At 43.4% G+C, this 17,709-nt stretch carries 17 protein-coding genes, 1 tRNA gene, 2 pseudogenes and 2 other annotated features; of the genes and pseudogenes, 9 read left to right on the top strand and 11 right to left on the bottom strand.

Going from position 1 to position 17,709, the window contains the following annotated elements; translation table 11 throughout:
- Window positions 1-32: 32 nt before the first annotated feature.
- Complete coding sequence (clpP, locus tag BSU_34540) at window positions 33-626, bottom strand: ATP-dependent Clp protease proteolytic subunit; Maxwell's demon (protein ID NP_391334.1); 594 nt, start codon at window positions 624-626, stop codon at window positions 33-35.
- Between the two features lie 269 nt (window positions 627-895).
- Between clpP and trnQ-Arg the strand changes: the two genes are divergently transcribed.
- A tRNA-Arg gene (trnQ-Arg, locus tag BSU_tRNA_81) sits at window positions 896-971 on the top strand.
- Between the two features lie 284 nt (window positions 972-1,255).
- On the opposite strand, the gene cotR is transcribed toward trnQ-Arg, so the two are convergent.
- Window positions 1,256-2,218: a spore coat lipolytic enzyme gene (gene cotR, locus BSU_34530; RefSeq protein ID NP_391333.1), complete on the bottom strand. Its 963-nt coding sequence runs from the start codon at window positions 2,216-2,218 to the stop codon at window positions 1,256-1,258.
- A 355-nt stretch (window positions 2,219-2,573) separates the two neighbouring features.
- On the opposite strand from cotR, the gene cotNP reads away from it, so the two are divergent.
- Both cotNP and yvdQ read left to right on the top strand, forming a co-directional pair.
- Window positions 2,574-3,917 carry a spore coat protein; putative oxidoreductase gene (cotNP, locus tag BSU_34520; protein ID NP_391332.1) on the top strand — a complete coding sequence of 448 codons (1,344 nt, stop codon included), beginning with the start codon at window positions 2,574-2,576 and terminating at the stop codon, window positions 3,915-3,917.
- A 251-nt stretch (window positions 3,918-4,168) separates the two neighbouring features.
- On the top strand, window positions 4,169-4,681 hold the full coding sequence (yvdQ, locus tag BSU_34510; RefSeq protein ID NP_391331.1) for a hypothetical protein: 513 nt from the start codon (window positions 4,169-4,171) through the stop codon (window positions 4,679-4,681).
- Window positions 4,682-4,716: 35 nt separating this feature from the next.
- On the opposite strand, the gene psmB is transcribed toward yvdQ, so the two are convergent.
- The 6 genes from psmB to sacB form a co-directional block, all read right to left on the bottom strand.
- Window positions 4,717-5,037 (bottom strand): sodium-proton two component antiporter subunit, encoded by a 321-nt coding sequence (gene psmB / locus BSU_34500; RefSeq protein ID NP_391330.1) that lies wholly within the window; start codon window positions 5,035-5,037, stop codon window positions 4,717-4,719.
- Entirely contained in the window at window positions 5,037-5,372 is a 336-nt protein-coding gene (gene psmA, locus BSU_34490; RefSeq protein NP_391329.1) for a sodium / proton antiporter subunit A, read from the bottom strand. The genes psmB and psmA overlap by 1 nt, the downstream gene beginning before the upstream one ends.
- An 81-nt stretch (window positions 5,373-5,453) precedes the next feature.
- Window positions 5,454-6,143: a putative transcriptional regulator (TetR/AcrR family) gene (gene yvdT / locus BSU_34480; protein ID NP_391328.2), complete on the bottom strand. Its 690-nt coding sequence runs from the start codon at window positions 6,141-6,143 to the stop codon at window positions 5,454-5,456.
- On the bottom strand, window positions 6,133-7,695 hold the full coding sequence (aspP, locus tag BSU_34470) for an L-aspartate/L-glutamate / proton permease (RefSeq protein ID NP_391327.1): 1,563 nt from the start codon (window positions 7,693-7,695) through the stop codon (window positions 6,133-6,135). Before aspP ends, yvdT begins: the two co-directional genes overlap by 11 nt.
- Window positions 7,696-7,802: 107 nt before the next feature.
- Entirely contained in the window at window positions 7,803-9,353 is a 1,551-nt protein-coding gene (gene levB, locus BSU_34460) for an endolevanase, selectively cleaves the (beta-2,6) fructosyl bonds (RefSeq protein NP_391326.1), read from the bottom strand.
- A 73-nt stretch (window positions 9,354-9,426) separates the two neighbouring features.
- Complete coding sequence (gene sacB / locus BSU_34450) at window positions 9,427-10,848, bottom strand: levansucrase; levanase (moonlighting) (RefSeq protein ID NP_391325.1); 1,422 nt, start codon at window positions 10,846-10,848, stop codon at window positions 9,427-9,429.
- Window positions 10,849-11,386: 538 nt separating this feature from the next.
- On the opposite strand from sacB, the gene pbpE reads away from it, so the two are divergent.
- The 5 genes and pseudogenes from pbpE to padC all read left to right on the top strand — a co-directional run bounded on the left by pbpE (window position 11,387) and on the right by padC (window position 14,535).
- Window positions 11,387-12,742 (top strand): penicillin-binding protein 4*, encoded by a 1,356-nt coding sequence (gene pbpE, locus BSU_34440; protein NP_391324.1) that lies wholly within the window; start codon window positions 11,387-11,389, stop codon window positions 12,740-12,742.
- A 15-nt stretch (window positions 12,743-12,757) separates the two neighbouring features.
- On the top strand, window positions 12,758-13,441 hold the full coding sequence (racX, locus tag BSU_34430) for a promiscuous aminoacid racemase (prefers arginine, lysine and ornithine) (protein ID NP_391323.1): 684 nt from the start codon (window positions 12,758-12,760) through the stop codon (window positions 13,439-13,441).
- 130 nt (window positions 13,442-13,571) lie between these two features.
- Window positions 13,572-13,664 (top strand) — a sequence feature (Evidence 5: Unknown function).
- Window positions 13,572-13,664: pseudogene (gene yveF / locus BSU_34420) on the top strand. Its footprint overlaps the feature before it by 93 nt.
- 51 nt (window positions 13,665-13,715) lie before the next feature.
- Window positions 13,716-14,027 (top strand) — a sequence feature (Evidence 4: Unknown function but conserved in other organisms).
- Window positions 13,716-14,027, top strand: a pseudogene (gene yveG / locus BSU_34410). (Overlaps the previous feature by 312 nt.)
- A 22-nt stretch (window positions 14,028-14,049) precedes the next feature.
- On the top strand, window positions 14,050-14,535 hold the full coding sequence (gene padC / locus BSU_34400) for a phenolic acid decarboxylase (protein NP_391320.1): 486 nt from the start codon (window positions 14,050-14,052) through the stop codon (window positions 14,533-14,535).
- A 26-nt stretch (window positions 14,536-14,561) separates the two neighbouring features.
- On the opposite strand, the gene BSU_34399 is transcribed toward padC, so the two are convergent.
- The 3 genes from BSU_34399 to slrR form a co-directional block, all read right to left on the bottom strand.
- On the bottom strand, window positions 14,562-14,753 hold the full coding sequence (locus tag BSU_34399) for a hypothetical protein (RefSeq protein YP_009514003.1): 192 nt from the start codon (window positions 14,751-14,753) through the stop codon (window positions 14,562-14,564).
- Window positions 14,754-14,755: 2 nt separating this feature from the next.
- Window positions 14,756-16,225: a para-nitrobenzyl esterase (intracellular esterase B) gene (gene pnbA, locus BSU_34390; protein NP_391319.1), complete on the bottom strand. Its 1,470-nt coding sequence runs from the start codon at window positions 16,223-16,225 to the stop codon at window positions 14,756-14,758.
- 75 nt (window positions 16,226-16,300) lie between these two features.
- Window positions 16,301-16,759, bottom strand: coding sequence for a transcriptional regulator of autolysin genes (biofilm formation) (slrR, locus tag BSU_34380; protein ID NP_391318.1), 459 nt, complete (start codon window positions 16,757-16,759; stop codon window positions 16,301-16,303).
- Between the two features lie 245 nt (window positions 16,760-17,004).
- Between slrR and epsA the strand changes: the two genes are divergently transcribed.
- Window positions 17,005-17,709, top strand: coding sequence for a modulator of protein tyrosine kinase EpsB involved in biofilm matrix formation (gene epsA / locus BSU_34370; protein NP_391317.1), 705 nt, complete (start codon window positions 17,005-17,007; stop codon window positions 17,707-17,709).

Below are 17,709 nucleotides of genomic sequence, written 5' to 3'. Positions count from 1 at the left end.
TGCAAGAGACGCAGCTCTTGCAGGTTGTGTTATTACTTTTTGTCTTCTGTGTGAGTCAAAATTTTGTCAATCAGGCCGTATTCAAGCGCTTCTTCAGCAGACTTGAAGTTATCACGGTCTGTGTCGCGTTCGATCACTTCAAGCGGCTGGCCAGTACGTTCAGCTAGGACTTTGTTTAATTTGTCGCGAAGCAAGAGAATGCGTTTCGCAGCAATTTCAATTTCTGTCGCTTGACCTTGCGCACCGCCAAGAGGCTGGTGAATCATGACTTCACTGTTTGGAAGCGCATAGCGTTTGCCTTTTTCGCCGGCTGCAAGCAGGAACGCGCCCATTGACGCAGCCATACCGATACAAATTGTAGATACCTTCGGCTTAATAAACTGCATGGTATCATAGATCGCCATACCGGCTGTAATAGAGCCGCCCGGGCTGTTGATGTAAAGAGAAATTTCTTTTTCAGGGTCTTCTGCTGCTAAGAATAAAAGCTGTGACACGATGGAGTTCGCAACGTTGTCATCAATCGCAGATCCAAGCATGATGATACGATCCTTTAATAGACGAGAATAAATGTCATACGCTCTTTCCCCGCGGTTCGTTTGTTCAATGACTGTAGGTATTAAATTCATAATGCTCCTCCTTCACCTTTTAGGTAAGTATGTAGTTACATGATACATTTTTGGTCAATAAAGGTCAAACAAAAAGCTGGCCTGATATGCAAAGTCGTCTCTTTTTCCCATTTTCCCCAAAAATACAGGGGTTCAAACCATCGTATGTCAGATTGCCAATTAAGATGCTTTGTCTATTTAAAAAACGGCCTCTCGAAATAGAGGGTTGTTATTTGAAAGGAATTATCGTATAATTAGTTGTGCTGACGTTCTCATAACGCAGTCTATATGCGCTCGTAGCTCAGTTGGATAGAGCGGTGGTTTCCGGTACCACGTCTGTCGGGGGTTCGAATCCCTCCGAGCGCGTCCAATAGAACAACAGGAAAGACAAGGGTTTGGCGATTTGCCGCTCTTGTCTTTTTTTGTGTGAAAAAGGGAATTGCATACCTTAGAGTAACATTTCAATTACATTCTTTAGTTTGAACCCTCACTTTCAAAAGAAGAAGTATGAATTGATTTTTTCATTCATCTTATTAGCTTGTGATTAACAAACCTTTAAAAAAATCCGGTTCTACCCATTGCCTGTATTTATTTTGAGAATCTTCTCTCGGACAAAATTGTATAAGCGAGAATTGATTTAAAATAAATAATTATTTGCTCCCCCAGTTCTTCTCTATAAATTGATTCGCAGGCTGTAAGTTTGTTTTGTTCGCAATTTCAATGACAGCGGGAACGACGGCAGGGTCCGTTTTGGAGAAGTTCGGAATCCGCGGATCTAACCGGAAAAAACGATCTCCCAGAAGATTCGCACTGACCATGGATTCATAGTACCCATTACCGCCAGCAATCATCTGAAGAAATGGCAGTAAAGGTTCATTAGGCGACCTGTCCAAAAGGACTCCCCAATTTGGAGGAAGGTTCTTCAGATTTTCGGGACGTATGTTATCTGCACTTACCATTCCCCATCCCCTCGTATCTCTTCTTAACCGAGTCGGGGCTTCACCTGTTCCGATGGACAATACCGCAATTTGATCCAATGGCACGTTGGCTTTACCAACTGCAAACGCGATACTGGCTGTACTGGGATTCGTTGCTACTACATATCCGTCCACATAGTTTTGATAGGCGCGTTGCGTCGCGGGAGCACCGCTGCTCCGCAGTATGACATCACTCACTTTTTCATTTAAATAGGGAGAGCCGGGAAAATTGTGAAATAAGACAGGAGTCCAACGGTCCAGTTTTTGAGAGTATAATTTGAATGATGGGACAACAATTCGTTTTCTTAAATCTATAAGTTGAAGATCTGCTGGGAAAAAATTTCTTACCGCTTTAATAAAACCGGAATAGGGTAATTGTTGGTTGAAAACAGGTCCGCCTGGCCGGGAAATGCTGAATGCGGGTAGGATTTCATCCTCAAAATACTGAAGTGTTTCCCTCGGAGATCTTCCGCTTGCTAATGCAAGGGCAGTAAATGAACCGATTGAATTTCCCGAAAATACATGGGTTCGACTAATTAACTTCGGGTTTTGCCTAGCCAATCTGTTTAATAGTTGTAAACTTAAAGCACCTAAGGTACCGCCGCCGTCAAAGGTCATAATCCGATATTTTGCCAAAGCTGATGTCTCCTTTCTACATACATTCAGTATATGATGATCTAGAGTCTGTTGTATGGATGTATACCTCTGGTACTAAACACTTCTTCATCTCTCTTTTCTTTTGGCCTAAACGAATATTCACTCCGAAAAAAACTGGACACTGCTCCTAAAAACGATAAGAAAAAACGCTTGTTGGAGGATTGGACAGGAAGTTTGCTCAAAATTGTTTGAAAAATGTTTCTCAGCAGACCTCACCGACGAAAAAGGCCTTAGCGTATTATATTTATAGTTCGTAGATCATTTGTCTATGCGATTATCCAGCTCCTGCATATTTTAGTATCTGAATCGAATTTCTTTGGGAGTGAAATAATATATGGGATCAACACAGTTGACAGGGCGTGTAATCTTCAAAGGAGACCCCGGCTATACAGAGGCTATTAAGAATTGGAACCCTTATGTGGATGTCTATCCTCTTGTCTTTGTTTTTGCGCAAAATTCATACGATGTAAGTAATGCCATTAAATGGGCTCGTGAGAATAAAGTGCCCTTACGTGTCAGAAGCGGTCGCCATGCTTTAGATAAGAACCTTTCAGTAGTAAGTGGAGGAATTGTTATTGATGTGAGTGACATGAATAAAGTTTTCTTAGATGAAGAAAACGCTATTGCAACCGTTCAAACTGGTATTCCCGTTGGCCCGCTTGTAAAGGGATTAGCTCGAGACGGTTTTATGGCTCCGTTTGGAGATAGCCCAACAGTTGGAATCGGGGGAATTACGATGGGCGGCGGATTTGGTGTACTCTCACGATCGATTGGCCTTATAAGTGATAACCTTCTCGCGCTGAAAACGGTAGATGCAAAAGGAAGGATTATTCACGCAGATCAATCTCACAATGAGGATTTGCTATGGGCTTCTAGAGGCGGAGGAGGAGGTAACTTTGGATATAATACCCAATATACATTCAAAGTTCATCGTGCCCCTAAAACTGCAACCGTCTTCAATATTATCTGGCCGTGGGAACAATTAGAAACGGTATTTAAAGCTTGGCAGAAATGGGCTCCGTTTGTAGATGAACGATTAGGATGCTACCTTGAAATTTACAGCAAAATAAATGGTTTGTGTCATGCAGAAGGAATTTTCCTCGGTTCGAAAACTGAATTGATTCGATTATTAAAACCTTTATTACATGCGGGAACTCCAACAGAAGCAGATATCAAAACATTATACTATCCAGATGCTATAGATTTCTTAGACCCTGACGAACCCATCCCTGGCAGAAATGATCAGAGTGTTAAATTCTCCTCGGCATGGGGTCATGATTTTTGGTCTGACGAACCCATTTCAATCATGAGAAAATTTTTGGAAGATGCTACTGGAACAGAAGCCAATTTCTTTTTTATCAATTGGGGTGGTGCTATAAGCAGAGTCCCTAAAGACGAAACTGCCTTTTTTTGGCGCCATCCATTATTTTATACGGAATGGACGGCTAGTTGGAAAAATAAATCACAAGAAGATTCAAATCTTGCATCAGTTGAAAGAGTGCGTCAGCTGATGCAACCATATGTAGCAGGTTCATATGTTAATGTTCCAGATCAAAACATTGAAAACTTCGGAAAAGAATATTATGGCGCAAACTTTGCGCGGCTTCGAGAAATAAAGGCGAAATATGACCCCGAAAATGTATTTCGTTTTCCGCAAAGCATCCCGCCATCTCGTTAAAGTTTATTAAAGACAGAATCAATGACTCATACTAAAAAGCACTTGAATGGTTTCCGGTATCTTGTCTGTCGGGGTGCGAATCCCTTCAGTGCGTCCAATCAAACAACAGGAAAGACAATGGTTTGGCAACTTGCCACTCTTGTCTTTTTTGTTTTGTTTCATTTCATAAATCTTTTCCGCTGAAACATAAATGTTCCTCCGCTTGGGCACGTTATGAAATGTGCAATATTGAATATGGGAGGAGAATGAGCATGGGTATTTTAAGCGGAAATCCGCAGGATGAACCGATGCATTACGGTGAGGTATTCGGCTTGTGGAGTTATGTGATGGCGGGCAATAAAATGGTCGGCAATTACCAAATGCTATTGAATCATGTCGGTGATGACGACCTGAAGAAGCTGCTTCGTGAGTCTATTGAGAAATGCCAAGATGAAATCAAACAGGTCAGCACGATCCTGAAAGAAAACGGGGTGGCGCTGCCGCCGGCTTCTCCTGAACCGCCGACAGCAGATCTTAACGATATTCCGCCTGGTGCACGGTTTCTCGATCCGGATGTGGCGGCTTCCGCGGCAGCAGAAAATGCTGCAGGTCTTGTGACATGCAGCAAAATGATGGGGCAATCGATTCGTGAGGATATTGCCATGATGTTTGGGCAATTTCATATGTCGAAAGCGGCAACCGGCGCAAAATACTTAAGGCTGCTAAAAAACAAAGGCTGGCTCATCCCGCCGCCGCTTCATCTTCAAAAACATCACGAAGCTTAATGGCAAAGGCATATACAGCTGTATATGCCTTGATTTTATGAAGATGACGTAAGACGCAGGCCGATGACGCCGGCTAGGATAAGGCAAAGTGAAATCACCTGTGAAAGCTGAAACCGCTCCTTAAACCAGATGAGCCCGACCGCCGAAACACCAATGCTTCCAATGCCAGTCCAGACGGCATATGCGACTCCGGCAGGCAGGACGATCATCGCTTGGGACAGGCAGTAAAAGGATAAGCCGAATCCAACAGTCATCACAATGATCGGCCATTTTTTTCTTGTTCCGTCTATATATTTCATGGCAATGGCAGCTATAATTTCTTCTATGCCGGCAATCACTAATAAAAACCATGCCATTATTTTTCACCTCCCGGCTGAGATTTGCTTTCTTTCGTAAATAATTTCATTCCTAAAATGCCAGCCAGCAATAAAGCTAAAAAGAACATTTGGGCTGCTGAGAAGGATTCGCCCAGAACAATTCCAGTCAGATATGTTCCGACGGTTCCGATTCCCACAAACACAGTGTACGCCGCGGCCATCGGGATTTTTTGATAAGAGCGGATCAACAGGATAAAGCTGACCGCGATTAAGATAAAAATGATGATCCAATCCAAAAGCGAATCGGCATGTTTGAGGGAAGAGGCCCAAACAACCTCTAAAAGCCCTGCAATAAAAACAAGAACCCAATTCAAATGAAACACCTCTCTATTTTATGAATGAACGTCAGTCATTTTTAGGGCATTAAAAAATGAGCGGTGTTACCCAGTCATTTTTTAAGCAGTACCTAAGCTCCGTTTTAAGAAAGTGAAAATTTCCTTTTTATACACTTCAACATTTTCATCTTGTTCAAATCCGATATAGAATCGTTCCGCAGTATTCTCGACCAAGTTGATAATCGTTCTGGCCGTCCATTTTGAATTGATTCCTTCCGTTACCTCATGGTTTGCAATGGCCTTGTTGATGATTTTTTCAAGCCAGGAATAATAAGGCTGATAGATCGTCTCCCATTTTTCCATGGAGTGGTCGATCGCAAGCCCGGAATAACAGAGGACAATAATATCCTTATGGCGTTCTGTAATGAGAAATGTCTCATCAATTAATATATCTAAAACGGTCCAAAAATCCTCGTCCCCATGGAGCCTACCTTTGATTTGATCAAGTGTATGGGTGAGGAGATTTTCTGCAATGGCCGGTATGAGGGCATTTTTAGATGAAAAATACAAATAGAATGTTCCTTGGGCAGTGCCGGCCTTTTTGACAATATCAGAAATAGAAGCTTTGTCGAGGCCTTTTTCAGAAATGACTTCTATGGCCGCCTGCAATATTTTTTCGTATTTACCCGATGTTTGTTTTGGCATGAGGAACACCTCCAGTAATGACTGACTCTCATTCATTTTATCGCGTGTATGTTTGTTTGTAAAGAATAAAGAAGCAAGAAAACCTCTTGCTTCTTTATTTATCATAATCAATGGCGGCTTTTGGGAGCCCGGTATACTTTGCCCAGTAATAAATCGCAAGTGAGCCGATCGCGACTAAAATGAGGTCGACGGGATTGCTGATAATCCCTAAACCATGTCCGAAAGAACCGATGTAGGAAAAGATCAGCATCATAATATAAAACCCGATAAGCCACCAGGCTGATTTCAGCTGCTGAGCAAGGCTGACATCTTCTTTAGGCGTATATTTGCTGAAACAGAGATAGATCAAAAACATCACGAGTTGTGAACCGAGCAGCCAGGAGACTGTTTTCCATCCTGACCAGTACACGATAAACGCTGTAAATATAAAGGAAAGCGGCCCGATAATGCTCATTCCCTTTAAATAAAACGGCCTGTTTAAGTCCTTCGCGTTGACCCTCAGCGCAGCTGAAGAAATGGGTGCAATCGCATATGAAAGAATGAGCGCGACTGAACAGACATTGACGAGCGCGTTCCACGAAGGAAAGGGAAGTGTCCAGAAAATGGACAGGGCAAACGAAAGCCAAAGCGAAGCGCGGGGTGTCCCCGTATCTTTATTGACCTTTGAGAATATGCCAAATAATGTGCCGTTACGCGCCCAGGCGTAAACAAGGCGGGATGTCGTATTCATAAAGATATTCCCGTTTCCTCCGGGAGACAGAATGGCGTCTAAAATGACAAGCGTTGCAAGCCAGCCTAACCCGAGCATGACCGCAATATCCTTAAACGGCAATGAGAACTCCCGGCCAATTGCCGGCCAGCCATGTTTCAGTGTTTCTGTCGGGATTGCACCAATAAAGGTGACCTGCAAAACAGTATAAATGATGGTTGAAACGATGATGCAAATGATTAAAGCGATCGGGATATTGCGTTTTGGATTTTGGACTTCACCTGCTACAGATACAATCGGATGCAGGCCGAGATACGCAAACATGACGCCGCCTGTCGAGATGGCAGCCTGAATACCTGTAAATCCAAACGGTGCAAATCCTTGAACGGATAAATTCTCCGGCTGAAAATGAAAGATCAGCACAATAATGATGGTAATCGGCACAATATATTTAAAAATCGATATGATGAAATTCGCCTTAGCGAAGGTTTTGACGCTCCAATAATTCAGCAGGAAAAACAAGCATAATAGGGCAAACTGCAAGATCCAGCCGGAAATGGTAGGCGAATCAGACCCTTTAATGGTCAGGCCGGGAAACCAATAGGCCACATACTGGCGCACAGCTGTCACTTCAATTGAAATCAAGCTTGTATAAGCGACAATCGTGACAAACGAAATTAAGTAGCCGACAAGGTGGCCATGTGAATAAACGGGGTATCGAATGATGCCTCCGGTACGGGGCAGAGCGGCTCCGAGCTCCGCATATACAAGCCCGATTAACAAAATAATGGCTCCTCCGAGGATCCAGGAAAAAGCGCCGGAGGGCCCTGCTTTTGAAGCGACATTACTGACAGCGAACAGCCACGCTGATCCAAAGATGGCTCCCATCCCAATCAAAATCAGATCAAACAGCGACATTGATTTTTGAAAATTTCCTTGTTTAGACATTCGCTTCCTCCTTTGAAACCAGCCTTATATTCCTTACAATGCCCAATATGTAACAGAGAATACCGCTCCTAATAAAAAAACAGGGGCAGCCTGCGCCGCCCCTGTTTTTATTCATGAATCGAATCAAAGTGTTTCACTGTTATATTTTTGAAGGAGGCTGTGCCGCCGTCAGAATAAAGGGTAATTCCTTTATCTTCAGGCTTTGGGAAGACTTCATTTGAAAAAACGGTTTTCCCGTCGCCAACAAATACTTCTATCGTTGTTTTATCGACAAGTATTTTCAAATGCACCTTACGTTTGTTTACATCATAAGGAGCTTTGCTTTCGACATAGGTATTGCTTTTGTCAGGCTGATTTGTGGCTGCTCTATTGACATAAGCATAGCCGCCTTCAGCGAAAATGCCGACATCAATATGGCGTTTTTGGTCTTCTGATTCTCTGAGCCTGACGCCTGCATTCTTTAGCTCTGACCAAGAAAGATCCGTATCAAGCTGGTACGTATCACCTGTTATCGACAATGTTTTTGATCCGTTCACATCCTGATCCTCTATTTCGTCAGTTGAAACAGTCAGCTGCTCCAAAGCTTCAATCGGCTGTGAGACGAGGCTGTATGTTCCATCCTGCTCCTTCAGCCGGAGTTCGCGTATGACAGAATCTGTGCCGTTAAAGCCGTTCTTCATTGTCGGGGTGTTGTTGGCATAATCCCAATTGTTCATCCAGGCAAGCGCATACCGCTTTTCTAATGGATCTGTGCTTTTGCTGTCTTCGAACGTCACACCGCCATACCAGTCGAAGCCATAGTCAAGCCATTGGGCTTCAGTCTGATCCGCTTTGAATTCTTTTCCGTCGAAGCTTCCGGTCCAGTAGGCGTACGTATTTGGTTTGCCCCACGGTTTGCCATTCGCGCTGGCACCGAGAACCCACTTATTCGTTCCGTCGCTTGCCCGCATCATGTAGAGGTCGGGACATTCCACCATTCCCGCCTGTTCTGGGAAGAATCCGCTTGTGTAATGCCAGTCCTTAAGATTATCGGATTCATAAAAGCCGATTTTTGATCCTTCAGCCATGACCATGACCCATTTGTTATCTTGGTCATCCCATATGACTTTCGGATCTCTGAAATCGTCTGTGCCCGGATTAGGCATAACGGGGTTGCCACTGTAGAATTTGAATGATTTTCCCTTATCTGTGCTGTACCACAAATATTGTTCCTGTTTTTTGTCTTTGGCTGAGGGCTGTGTCACAATCGCGACAAGCGCATTTTTCCCGAAGCCGGCTGTGTTCTCTTTATCCACCACGACGGAACCGGTCCAAATATCACCGTCCGGGTTTGTATATTTCGGAATCGCCACGCCTTCATCGGTCCAGTGCACCAAATCCTCTGAGACGGCATGGCGCCATTCTGTGCCGTTGCCTTTTGGGTAATCCCGGTTATATAGATAGAAATAATGATACTTGCCATCAAAATAGATCGGTTTTTGAGGGTCATTTTTCCATTTATCCGGCGTCGTAAAATGATATGCCGCCCGGTAGTCCGGCTTCTGTTTTGATTTTGTTTTTTGGTCATGTTCTTCTTTTGGAAATAAGTCGATAAACAGCAATATTCCTAAAAAGGTTAGGAATACGGTTAGCCATTTGCCTGCTTTTATATAGTTCATATGGGATTCACCTTTATGTTGATAAGAAATAAAAGAAAATGCCAATAGGATATCGGCATTTTCTTTTGCGTTTTTATTTGTTAACTGTTAATTGTCCTTGTTCAAGGATGCTGTCTTTGACAACAGATGTTTTCTTGCCTTTGATGTTCAGCAGGAAGCTTGGCGCAAACGTTGATTGTTTGTCTGCGTAGAATCCTCTGTTTGTCATATAGCTTGTAATCACGACATTGTTTCCTTTCGCTTGAGGTACAGCGAAGTGTGAGTAAGTAAAGGTTACATCGTTAGGATCAAGATCCATTTTTAACACAAGGCCAGTTTTGTTCAGCGGCTTGTATGGGCCAGTTAAAGAATTAGAAACATAACCAAGCATGTAAATATCGTTAGACGTAATGCCGTCAATCGTCATTTTTGATCCGCGGGAGTCAGTGAACAGGTACCATTTGCCGTTCATTTTAAAGACGTTCGCGCGTTCAATTTCATCTGTTACTGTGTTAGATGCAATCAGCGGTTTCATCACTTTTTTCAGTGTGTAATCATCGTTTAGCTCAATCATACCGAGAGCGCCGTTTGCTAACTCAGCCGTGCGTTTTTTATCGCTTTGCAGAAGTTTTTGACTTTCTTGACGGAAGAATGATGTGCTTTTGCCATAGTATGCTTTGTTAAATAAAGATTCTTCGCCTTGGTAGCCATCTTCAGTTCCAGTGTTTGCTTCAAATACTAAGTATTTGTGGCCTTTATCTTCTACGTAGTGAGGATCTCTCAGCGTATGGTTGTCGCCTGAGCTGTAGTTGCCTTCATCGATGAACTGCTGTACATTTTGATACGTTTTTCCGTCACCGTCAAAGATTGATTTATAATCCTCTACACCGTTGATGTTCAAAGAGCTGTCTGATGCTGATACGTTAACTTGTGCAGTTGTCAGTGTTTGTTTGCCGTAATGTTTACCGGAGAAATCAGTGTAGAATAAACGGATTTTTCCGTCAGATGTAAATGTGGCTGAACCTGACCATTCTTGTGTTTGGTCTTTTAGGATAGAATCATTTGCATCGAATTTGTCGCTGTCTTTAAAGACGCGGCCAGCGTTTTTCCAGCTGTCAATAGAAGTTTCGCCGACTTTTTGATAGAACATGTAAATCGATGTGTCATCCGCATTTTTAGGATCTCCGGCTAATGCAAAGACGATGTGGTAGCCGTGATAGTTTGCGACAGTGCCGTCAGCGTTTTGTAATGGCCAGCTGTCCCAAACGTCCAGGCCTTTTGCAGAAGAGATATTTTTAATTGTGGACGAATCGAATTCAGGAACTTGATATTTTTCATTTTTTTGCTGTTCAGGGATTTGCAGCATATCATGGCGTGTAATATGGGAAATGCCGTATGTTTCCTTATATGGCTTTTGGTTCGTTTCTTTCGCAAACGCTTGAGTTGCGCCTCCTGCCAGCAGTGCGGTAGTAAAGGTTAATACTGTTGCTTGTTTTGCAAACTTTTTGATGTTCATCGTTCATGTCTCCTTTTTTATGTACTGTGTTAGCGGTCTGCTTCTTCCAGCCCTCCTGTTTGAAGATGGCAAGTTAGTTACGCACAATAAAAAAAGACCTAAAATATGTAAGGGGTGACGCCAAAGTATACACTTTGCCCTTTACACATTTTAGGTCTTGCCTGCTTTATCAGTAACAAACCCGCGCGATTTACTTTTCGACCTCATTCTATTAGACTCTCGTTTGGATTGCAACTGGTCTATTTTCCTCTTTTGTTTGATAGAAAATCATAAAAGGATTTGCAGACTACGGGCCTAAAGAACTAAAAAATCTATCTGTTTCTTTTCATTCTCTGTATTTTTTATAGTTTCTGTTGCATGGGCATAAAGTTGCCTTTTTAATCACAATTCAGAAAATATCATAATATCTCATTTCACTAAATAATAGTGAACGGCAGGTATATGTGATGGGTTAAAAAGGATCTCTAACTGAAGGATTTTTCAAAATATTTGAAACGTTAGTAGGTTAGTAACGTACAGAGATATGGGAGGTGGAGGAATGAAGCAGAATAAAAGAAAGCATCTTCAGACGTTATTTGAGACATTAGGCGAAAAACATCAGTTTAACGGGACGGTTCTGGCTGCGGAGGGTGGCGATATTTTATATCACCACTCTTTTGGCTATGCGGAAATGACGGAAAAACGCCCGTTGAAAACCAACTCTTTGTTTGAGTTAGCGTCTTTGTCAAAGCCTTTTACAGCATTGGGAATCATCTTGCTGGAGGAGAAGGGGATTCTTGGCTATGAGGATAAAGTGGATCGCTGGCTGCCCGGTTTTCCGTATCAGGGCGTAACGATTCGGCATTTATTGAACCATACGTCAGGGCTTCCTGATTATATGGGATGGTTTTTTGCCAATTGGGATTCACACAAGATTGCGGTGAATCAGGATATTGTCGATATGCTGATGAATGAGGGGCTATCTGGTTATTTTGAACCGAATGAAGGCTGGATGTACAGCAATACGGGGTATGTGCTGCTGGCGGTTATCATTGAAAAAGCATCTGGCATGAGCTATGCGGATTTTATAAAAACAAGTATTTTTTTACCGGCAGGCATGAATGAAACAAGAGTGTATAACAGGAGGCTTTCGCCTGAGCGAATTGATCATTATGCATATGGATATGTGTATGATGTACATTCCGAAACATACGTCCTCCCTGATGAGCTGGAGGAAACGAACTATGTTGTGTATCTCGATGGCATACAGGGAGATGGGACGGTTAACTCTGTCACAAGCGATTTGTTTCGATTTGATCAGGCTTTATATCAGGACGATTTCATCAGCAAGGCTTCTAAGGAATCTGCGTTTTCTCCAGTGCGCCTCAACAATGGAGAAACAATTGATTATGGCTTTGGCTGGGTGCTGCAAAACAGTCCTGAAAAAGGGCGGATTGTCAGCCACAGCGGAGGATGGCCCGGCTATTCGACGATGATGATCCGATATATCGATCATCGTAAAACGCTGATCTATTTGAGTAATAAGGAAGAGGATACTGAATATGAACAAGCGATTCTGAAGGCGGCGGAACATATTCTATTTGGCCAGCCATATGATGTCCCGGAACGTCCTGCTGATAAAAAGAAAAAAGCAATTGATACGGCGATATACAGCCGCTATGTTGGCAGCTACCTGTTGCAGGATGGGACGGCTGCACAGGTGACAACCGAGAATGAACGGCTTTATTTGGAGATCGCCGGACAGCTGAGACTGGAGTTATTTCCTTCCTCGGAAACCCGTTTCTTTCTGCGAGCATTGTCTGTTGAAGTCGAGTTTACATTAGGTGAGGATGCTGCGAAAAGCTTTATCCTCTATGAGGATGGCTCAGAGGAAGAAGCGGTCCGTACGAAGTAGAAAGGAATGAATTTGATGATCGGAATATTAGCCGGAATGGGGCCGAAATCGACCTCGCCGTTTATTGATAAGGTGATTGATTACTGTCAGAAGCTGTATGGGGCTTCAAACGATATTGACTATCCGCACATGATGATCTATTCATGCCCGACGCCCTTCTATGCAGATCGTCCAATTGACCATGACGAGATGAAAAAAGCGATTATCGACGGAGCGGTAAAGCTCGAGAAAACAGGCGTGGATTTCATTGCGCTGCCTTGTAATACGGCGCATGTCTACTATGAAGAGATTCAGCAGGCATTGTCAGTTCCTATGTTGCATATTGTTGAGGAAACGATAAAAGAGATTCCGCATCCCGCAAAAAAAGCGGTGGTTTTAGGAACAGAGCCAACCATCCAATCCGCCATCTACCAAAAAGTTCTGAAGGGAAATGGACAAGAAGTTATTCACAAGGACCATTGGCAGCAGGCTGTGAACCAGCTTATCGCCGCAATCAAACAGCCAAATCATATGCAGCATACACAAGCATTGTGGCAGACGCTATATGAAGAAATCAGTCAGCATGCAGACATCATCATTTCAGCCTGCACGGATTTAAATGCGGTGTTAGATCATATTCAAAGTGAGATTCCGATTATAGATTCCTCTGCCTGTCTTGCCAAAAGCACTGTCAGCACATATCTTGCTTATCAAAGCTAGCTTCAGACAAGGACTGTCTTCAAACAGTCCTTGTTTTTTTATGTTCCTATTGTTTGACAGTTAACTGCAATGGTGTTAAAGTGAACATGTAAATAGTTACATGATTTTTTCTGAAGGTGAGGTGGTTCTCGTGAAGAAGCCGGTTTTAAAACCATTCGCCTCTTTAGAAATCAAGGTTGATCCGCCTATCACGATTGGTGAGACAAGCCTGGGACTGAGATGATTCATTCCGATTCGTTCGGGAACAATAACCGGGGAAGTAAAGGGACGTATTTTGCCGGGCGGTGCCGATTCACAAATGATTCGCGCTAACGGCAGAACAGATTTATCTGCCAGGTATGTGATTGAAACAGCAGATCATGAACTGATTTACATTGAAAACAATGGAATACGGCAAGTCAGCAAGCCGTTTCGAAAACAAGCGGCAGCCGGGGAAATTATTGAACCGGAGCATGTTTATTTTCGTACGGTACCGACGTTTGAAACAGGCAGTGAAGTCTATCAATGGCTCCATGACCGCTTGTTTATCGGTTCCGCAGAAAGAACCCCTGATTACGTTCTACTAGACATTTATGAAGTACAGTAAAAGACTAAGGAGAGTGTGTAAGATGGAAAACTTTATCGGAAGCCACATGATTTATACGTATGAAAACGGATGGGAATACGAGATTTATATTAAAAACGACCATACAATTGATTATAGAATTCATAGCGGAATGGTTGCCGGACGCTGGGTTCGAGATCAGGAAGTGAATATTGTCAAACTGACAGAAGGCGTATATAAAGTGTCTTGGACAGAGCCGACTGGCACGGATGTTTCATTAAACTTTATGCCAAATGAAAAACGCATGCATGGCATTATTTTCTTCCCGAAATGGGTGCATGAACATCCTGAAATTACGGTTTGCTACCAAAATGACCACATTGATTTGATGAAAGAATCCCGCGAAAAATATGAAACGTATCCAAAATACGTTGTACCTGAATTTGCGGAAATTACATTTCTGAAAAATGAAGGAGTCGACAACGAAGAAGTGATTTCGAAGGCTCCTTATGAGGGAATGACAGACGATATTCGCGCGGGAAGATTATAATAAACATAAAAACCCGGAAAAGAGAATTACTTCTCTTTTCCGGGTTTTCTTTTTGCTGAGTATGCGGGAACCATCACAATTCCCGCGAAAAACAGTATGATGCCAGTCCAGCGCATAGGCTGGTAATAGACTGTGTCCCGTAAACATACCACGGCCGACAAAATAATGATACAAGCTGCCACAACAATGGCAGCACCAATGTATCCTGTTTTCCCCATATTTATTCTCCTTTTGAAGGGAATAGCTTCTGCCTTTTTTCAGATTCGGGATCGTTTTCGATCGTAATCTCTGAGTCTAAAATCAGCGTCTCTCTCGTTTCTTCATGATACGCAGGCCAATTCACAGCTTCGGTGCTTGGGTTTCCTGTTTTGGCGAACGTGATCCACGCTGATTGTATCGTGTGAGAAAGCTGTTTCACCTCATCCGTAATCTCCGCTTTTGCCATTCGTTCCAATCCGTCCAGATTTCCAAAGACAAAAGGAAGCTCTAATGCGTGAAACGCTTTATTGTACGGCGGCTTCTTCGGGTGCCAATCGAACCTGTACATCCAGACAGGGGCGTAATGAGACTGTGCGGATGCATAGGCGACGGCAGGGCGCCAAAATAATAAATCAGTCATCATATGAATTTGGCTTTCCAGAGAACGCGGATACAAATCGGCAACTTTCTCTGCCAGCGGCTTCCCTAGTAAATACTCGAGCGCTGCATCAAGCGTTTCCTGAGAATGAACGTCTGAATCCGGGGTGAAAAATAAATATCCTTCATCACGGGTTGTTCCAATTAATAGCGGAATACCGGAAGCAGCCCCTTCTGCGATCGCTTTTTCTGGTTCTTCAGGCAGCGTTTTCGGATCAAGGGCGGGCTGGAAGAACAGCTGAAAGATATTTTCTTTTTCTGCAATCCGAAGCTGATCAGCCGCTTTTAGCAAATCTTCCGCAGAAACCGTATGCAATTTATCCAGTTGGCCCTCGTTAATCCCAAGGACCTGTAAAAAGGCTGCCGAGGTGCTCGCCGCTTGTTCTTTCGTCATCGTTCGAGAAGCGCCGCTTTCCATGATTGCTTTCTGGAACAGGCCTTTTGCCGCAGGCATAGCAAGCAGCGCGGCAATGCTCATCCCGCCGGCGGATTCTCCAAATACTGTTACGTTATCGGGATCACCGCCAAACGCTGAAATATTCTCTCGCACCCATTTCAGCGCGGCGGCTTGGTCTAAAAGCCCAAGGTTATCAGAATACGCCTCATTAAATGAAGACAAGTGCAAAAAGCCAAACGGCCCCAGCCGATAGTTCAATGTAACGACAATGACTTCTCCCTGTGCCGCAAGTTTTGATCCGTCATACAATGGCTCACTGCCCGCTCCTAGATAAAAAGCGCCTCCGTGAATCCACACCATGACAGGAAGATTTTTACTTGGGGTGTCAGGCGCAAATACATTGACATACAAGCAATCCTCGGACTGGCGGGGCAGCTCAGTATACGAAAGTGACAGCAAATCAGACGGCTGCGGGCAAATAGAGCCGTACGCTGTGGCATCAAGCACATCTTCCCACACTTCAGGCGGCTCAGGTGCTTTAAAACGCCATTGTCCGACAGGCGGCTTGGCATAGGGGATGCCTTTCCACTTATGTACGCCGTTTTCCGTTGTGCCTTTTACTTTGCCGTATTGAGTCGTTACTATTTGATGAGTCATTGTGTTCTCTCCCTTTTTCCCCCATTATAAACAGATTTCCCCTATAGATGCGAACGTTAGCCCTTTAACCGATCATCATCTTCCCTTTGTTTTTAAAAAGGATTTGACTTCATGGACAGACAAGCCGATTTCTCTTGCCTCCGCCATCAGCGCTTTCCATTCTTCTATATTGGATTCCGTCAGTTTGCGGTTGCGGTAAGAGGCAGTTTCAGGCTGTTCTTTCTTGAGTCTGTTCGTAAAAGTGAACAATTCTTCCTTTTCCATCCCGGCTTGTACGGCTTGCACTAAATGTACGCGCCATTCTTCTTCACCGCCGCTGATTTTTTCATACATCATTGTTTCTGCGTCAAATAATTCTGTTAATTCAACTTCCAGTGTGGCAGAAACTTTTTTTAAAAATTGAACGGACGGATTCGTGTGAACGCCTCTTTCAATCTTGCTTAAATAGGATTTGGATACGCCTGACTCAACAGCCAGCTGATTAATAGAATAGCCTTTTCTTTTACGGTACAAACGGATAATTCTTCCAATCATAATATGAAATTCTCCTCTATTCCTGTCGTTATTTCGTTCATTATAAGGAATTTTTCGTTCTTTATAAAATTTAAAATAATAAGGGAAGTGCAGTAAATTAGAGGAAAATCATGATTTTGTTCTCTAAAGAGAACTTATTGGCTTATTTTGCAATTTTTAAATAATAACGTTTTCTTTTATAATCCAATCATTAACAGAAAGGGGCGCGGGAAGCCAGCCGCGGGAAGGCTGAAGGCTATGAATACATGAATGAGAATATGAGTTTCAAAGAATTATATGCGATTGTCAGACACAGATTCGTGCTGATTCTGCTCATCACAATCGGCGTCACCCTTATTATGGGTTTTGTGCAATTTAAGGTCATTTCACCGACCTACCAGGCGTCGACACAGGTGCTGGTTCATGAATCAGACGGTGAAGAAAACTCGAATCTCAGTGACATCCAGCGAAATCTTCAGTATAGCAGCACGTTCCAATCGATTATGAAAAGCACTGCCTTGATGGAAGAAGTTAAGGCGGAATTGCACCTATCTGAATCGGCTTCCTCGCTGAAAGGAAAAGTGGTTACCAGCAGTGAAAATGAATCAGAAATAATCAACGTTGCCGTTCAGGATCACGATCCGGCGAAAGCAGCTGAGATTGCGAACACGTTAGTGAACAAGTTTGAAAAAGAAGTAGATGAAAGAATGAATGTACAAGGCGTACATATATTATCAGAGGCGAAGGCTTCGGAAAGCCCGATGATCAAGCCGGCCAGGCTGCGAAATATGGTCATGGCTTTTGGCGCTGCTGTCATGGGCGGCATTACACTGGCATTTTTTCTGCATTTTCTCGATGATACATGCAAAAGCGCACGGCAGCTCAGCGAGAGAACCGGATTGCCATGCTTAGGCTCCGTTCCTGATGTCCACAAAGGGCGGAATCGCGGGATAAAACATTTCGGGGAGTGA

Source organism: Bacillus subtilis subsp. subtilis str. 168 (assembly GCF_000009045.1).
Lineage (GTDB): Bacteria > Bacillota > Bacilli > Bacillales > Bacillaceae > Bacillus > Bacillus subtilis.
This window is presented reverse-complemented; position numbering and strand designations above follow the sequence as displayed.

Coding starts and splice junctions, on each gene's coding strand:
- yvdQ (NP_391331.1), top strand. CDS start 4,169: ATGGGTATTTTAAGCGGAAATCCGCAGGATGAACCGATGCATTACGGT.
- psmB (NP_391330.1), bottom strand. CDS start 5,037: ATGGCATGGTTTTTATTAGTGATTGCCGGCATAGAAGAAATTATAGCT.
- clpP (NP_391334.1), bottom strand. CDS start 626: ATGAATTTAATACCTACAGTCATTGAACAAACGAACCGCGGGGAAAGA.
- pbpE (NP_391324.1), top strand. CDS start 11,387: ATGAAGCAGAATAAAAGAAAGCATCTTCAGACGTTATTTGAGACATTA.
- cotNP (NP_391332.1), top strand. CDS start 2,574: ATGGGATCAACACAGTTGACAGGGCGTGTAATCTTCAAAGGAGACCCC.
- sacB (NP_391325.1), bottom strand. CDS start 10,848: ATGAACATCAAAAAGTTTGCAAAACAAGCAACAGTATTAACCTTTACT.
- yvdT (NP_391328.2), bottom strand. CDS start 6,143: ATGATAAATAAAGAAGCAAGAGGTTTTCTTGCTTCTTTATTCTTTACA.
- racX (NP_391323.1), top strand. CDS start 12,758: ATGATCGGAATATTAGCCGGAATGGGGCCGAAATCGACCTCGCCGTTT.
- slrR (NP_391318.1), bottom strand. CDS start 16,759: ATGATTGGAAGAATTATCCGTTTGTACCGTAAAAGAAAAGGCTATTCT.
- pnbA (NP_391319.1), bottom strand. CDS start 16,225: ATGACTCATCAAATAGTAACGACTCAATACGGCAAAGTAAAAGGCACA.
- levB (NP_391326.1), bottom strand. CDS start 9,353: ATGAACTATATAAAAGCAGGCAAATGGCTAACCGTATTCCTAACCTTT.
- epsA (NP_391317.1), top strand. CDS start 17,005: ATGAATGAGAATATGAGTTTCAAAGAATTATATGCGATTGTCAGACAC.
- aspP (NP_391327.1), bottom strand. CDS start 7,695: ATGTCTAAACAAGGAAATTTTCAAAAATCAATGTCGCTGTTTGATCTG.
- padC (NP_391320.1), top strand. CDS start 14,050: ATGGAAAACTTTATCGGAAGCCACATGATTTATACGTATGAAAACGGA.
- BSU_34399 (YP_009514003.1), bottom strand. CDS start 14,753: ATGGGGAAAACAGGATACATTGGTGCTGCCATTGTTGTGGCAGCTTGT.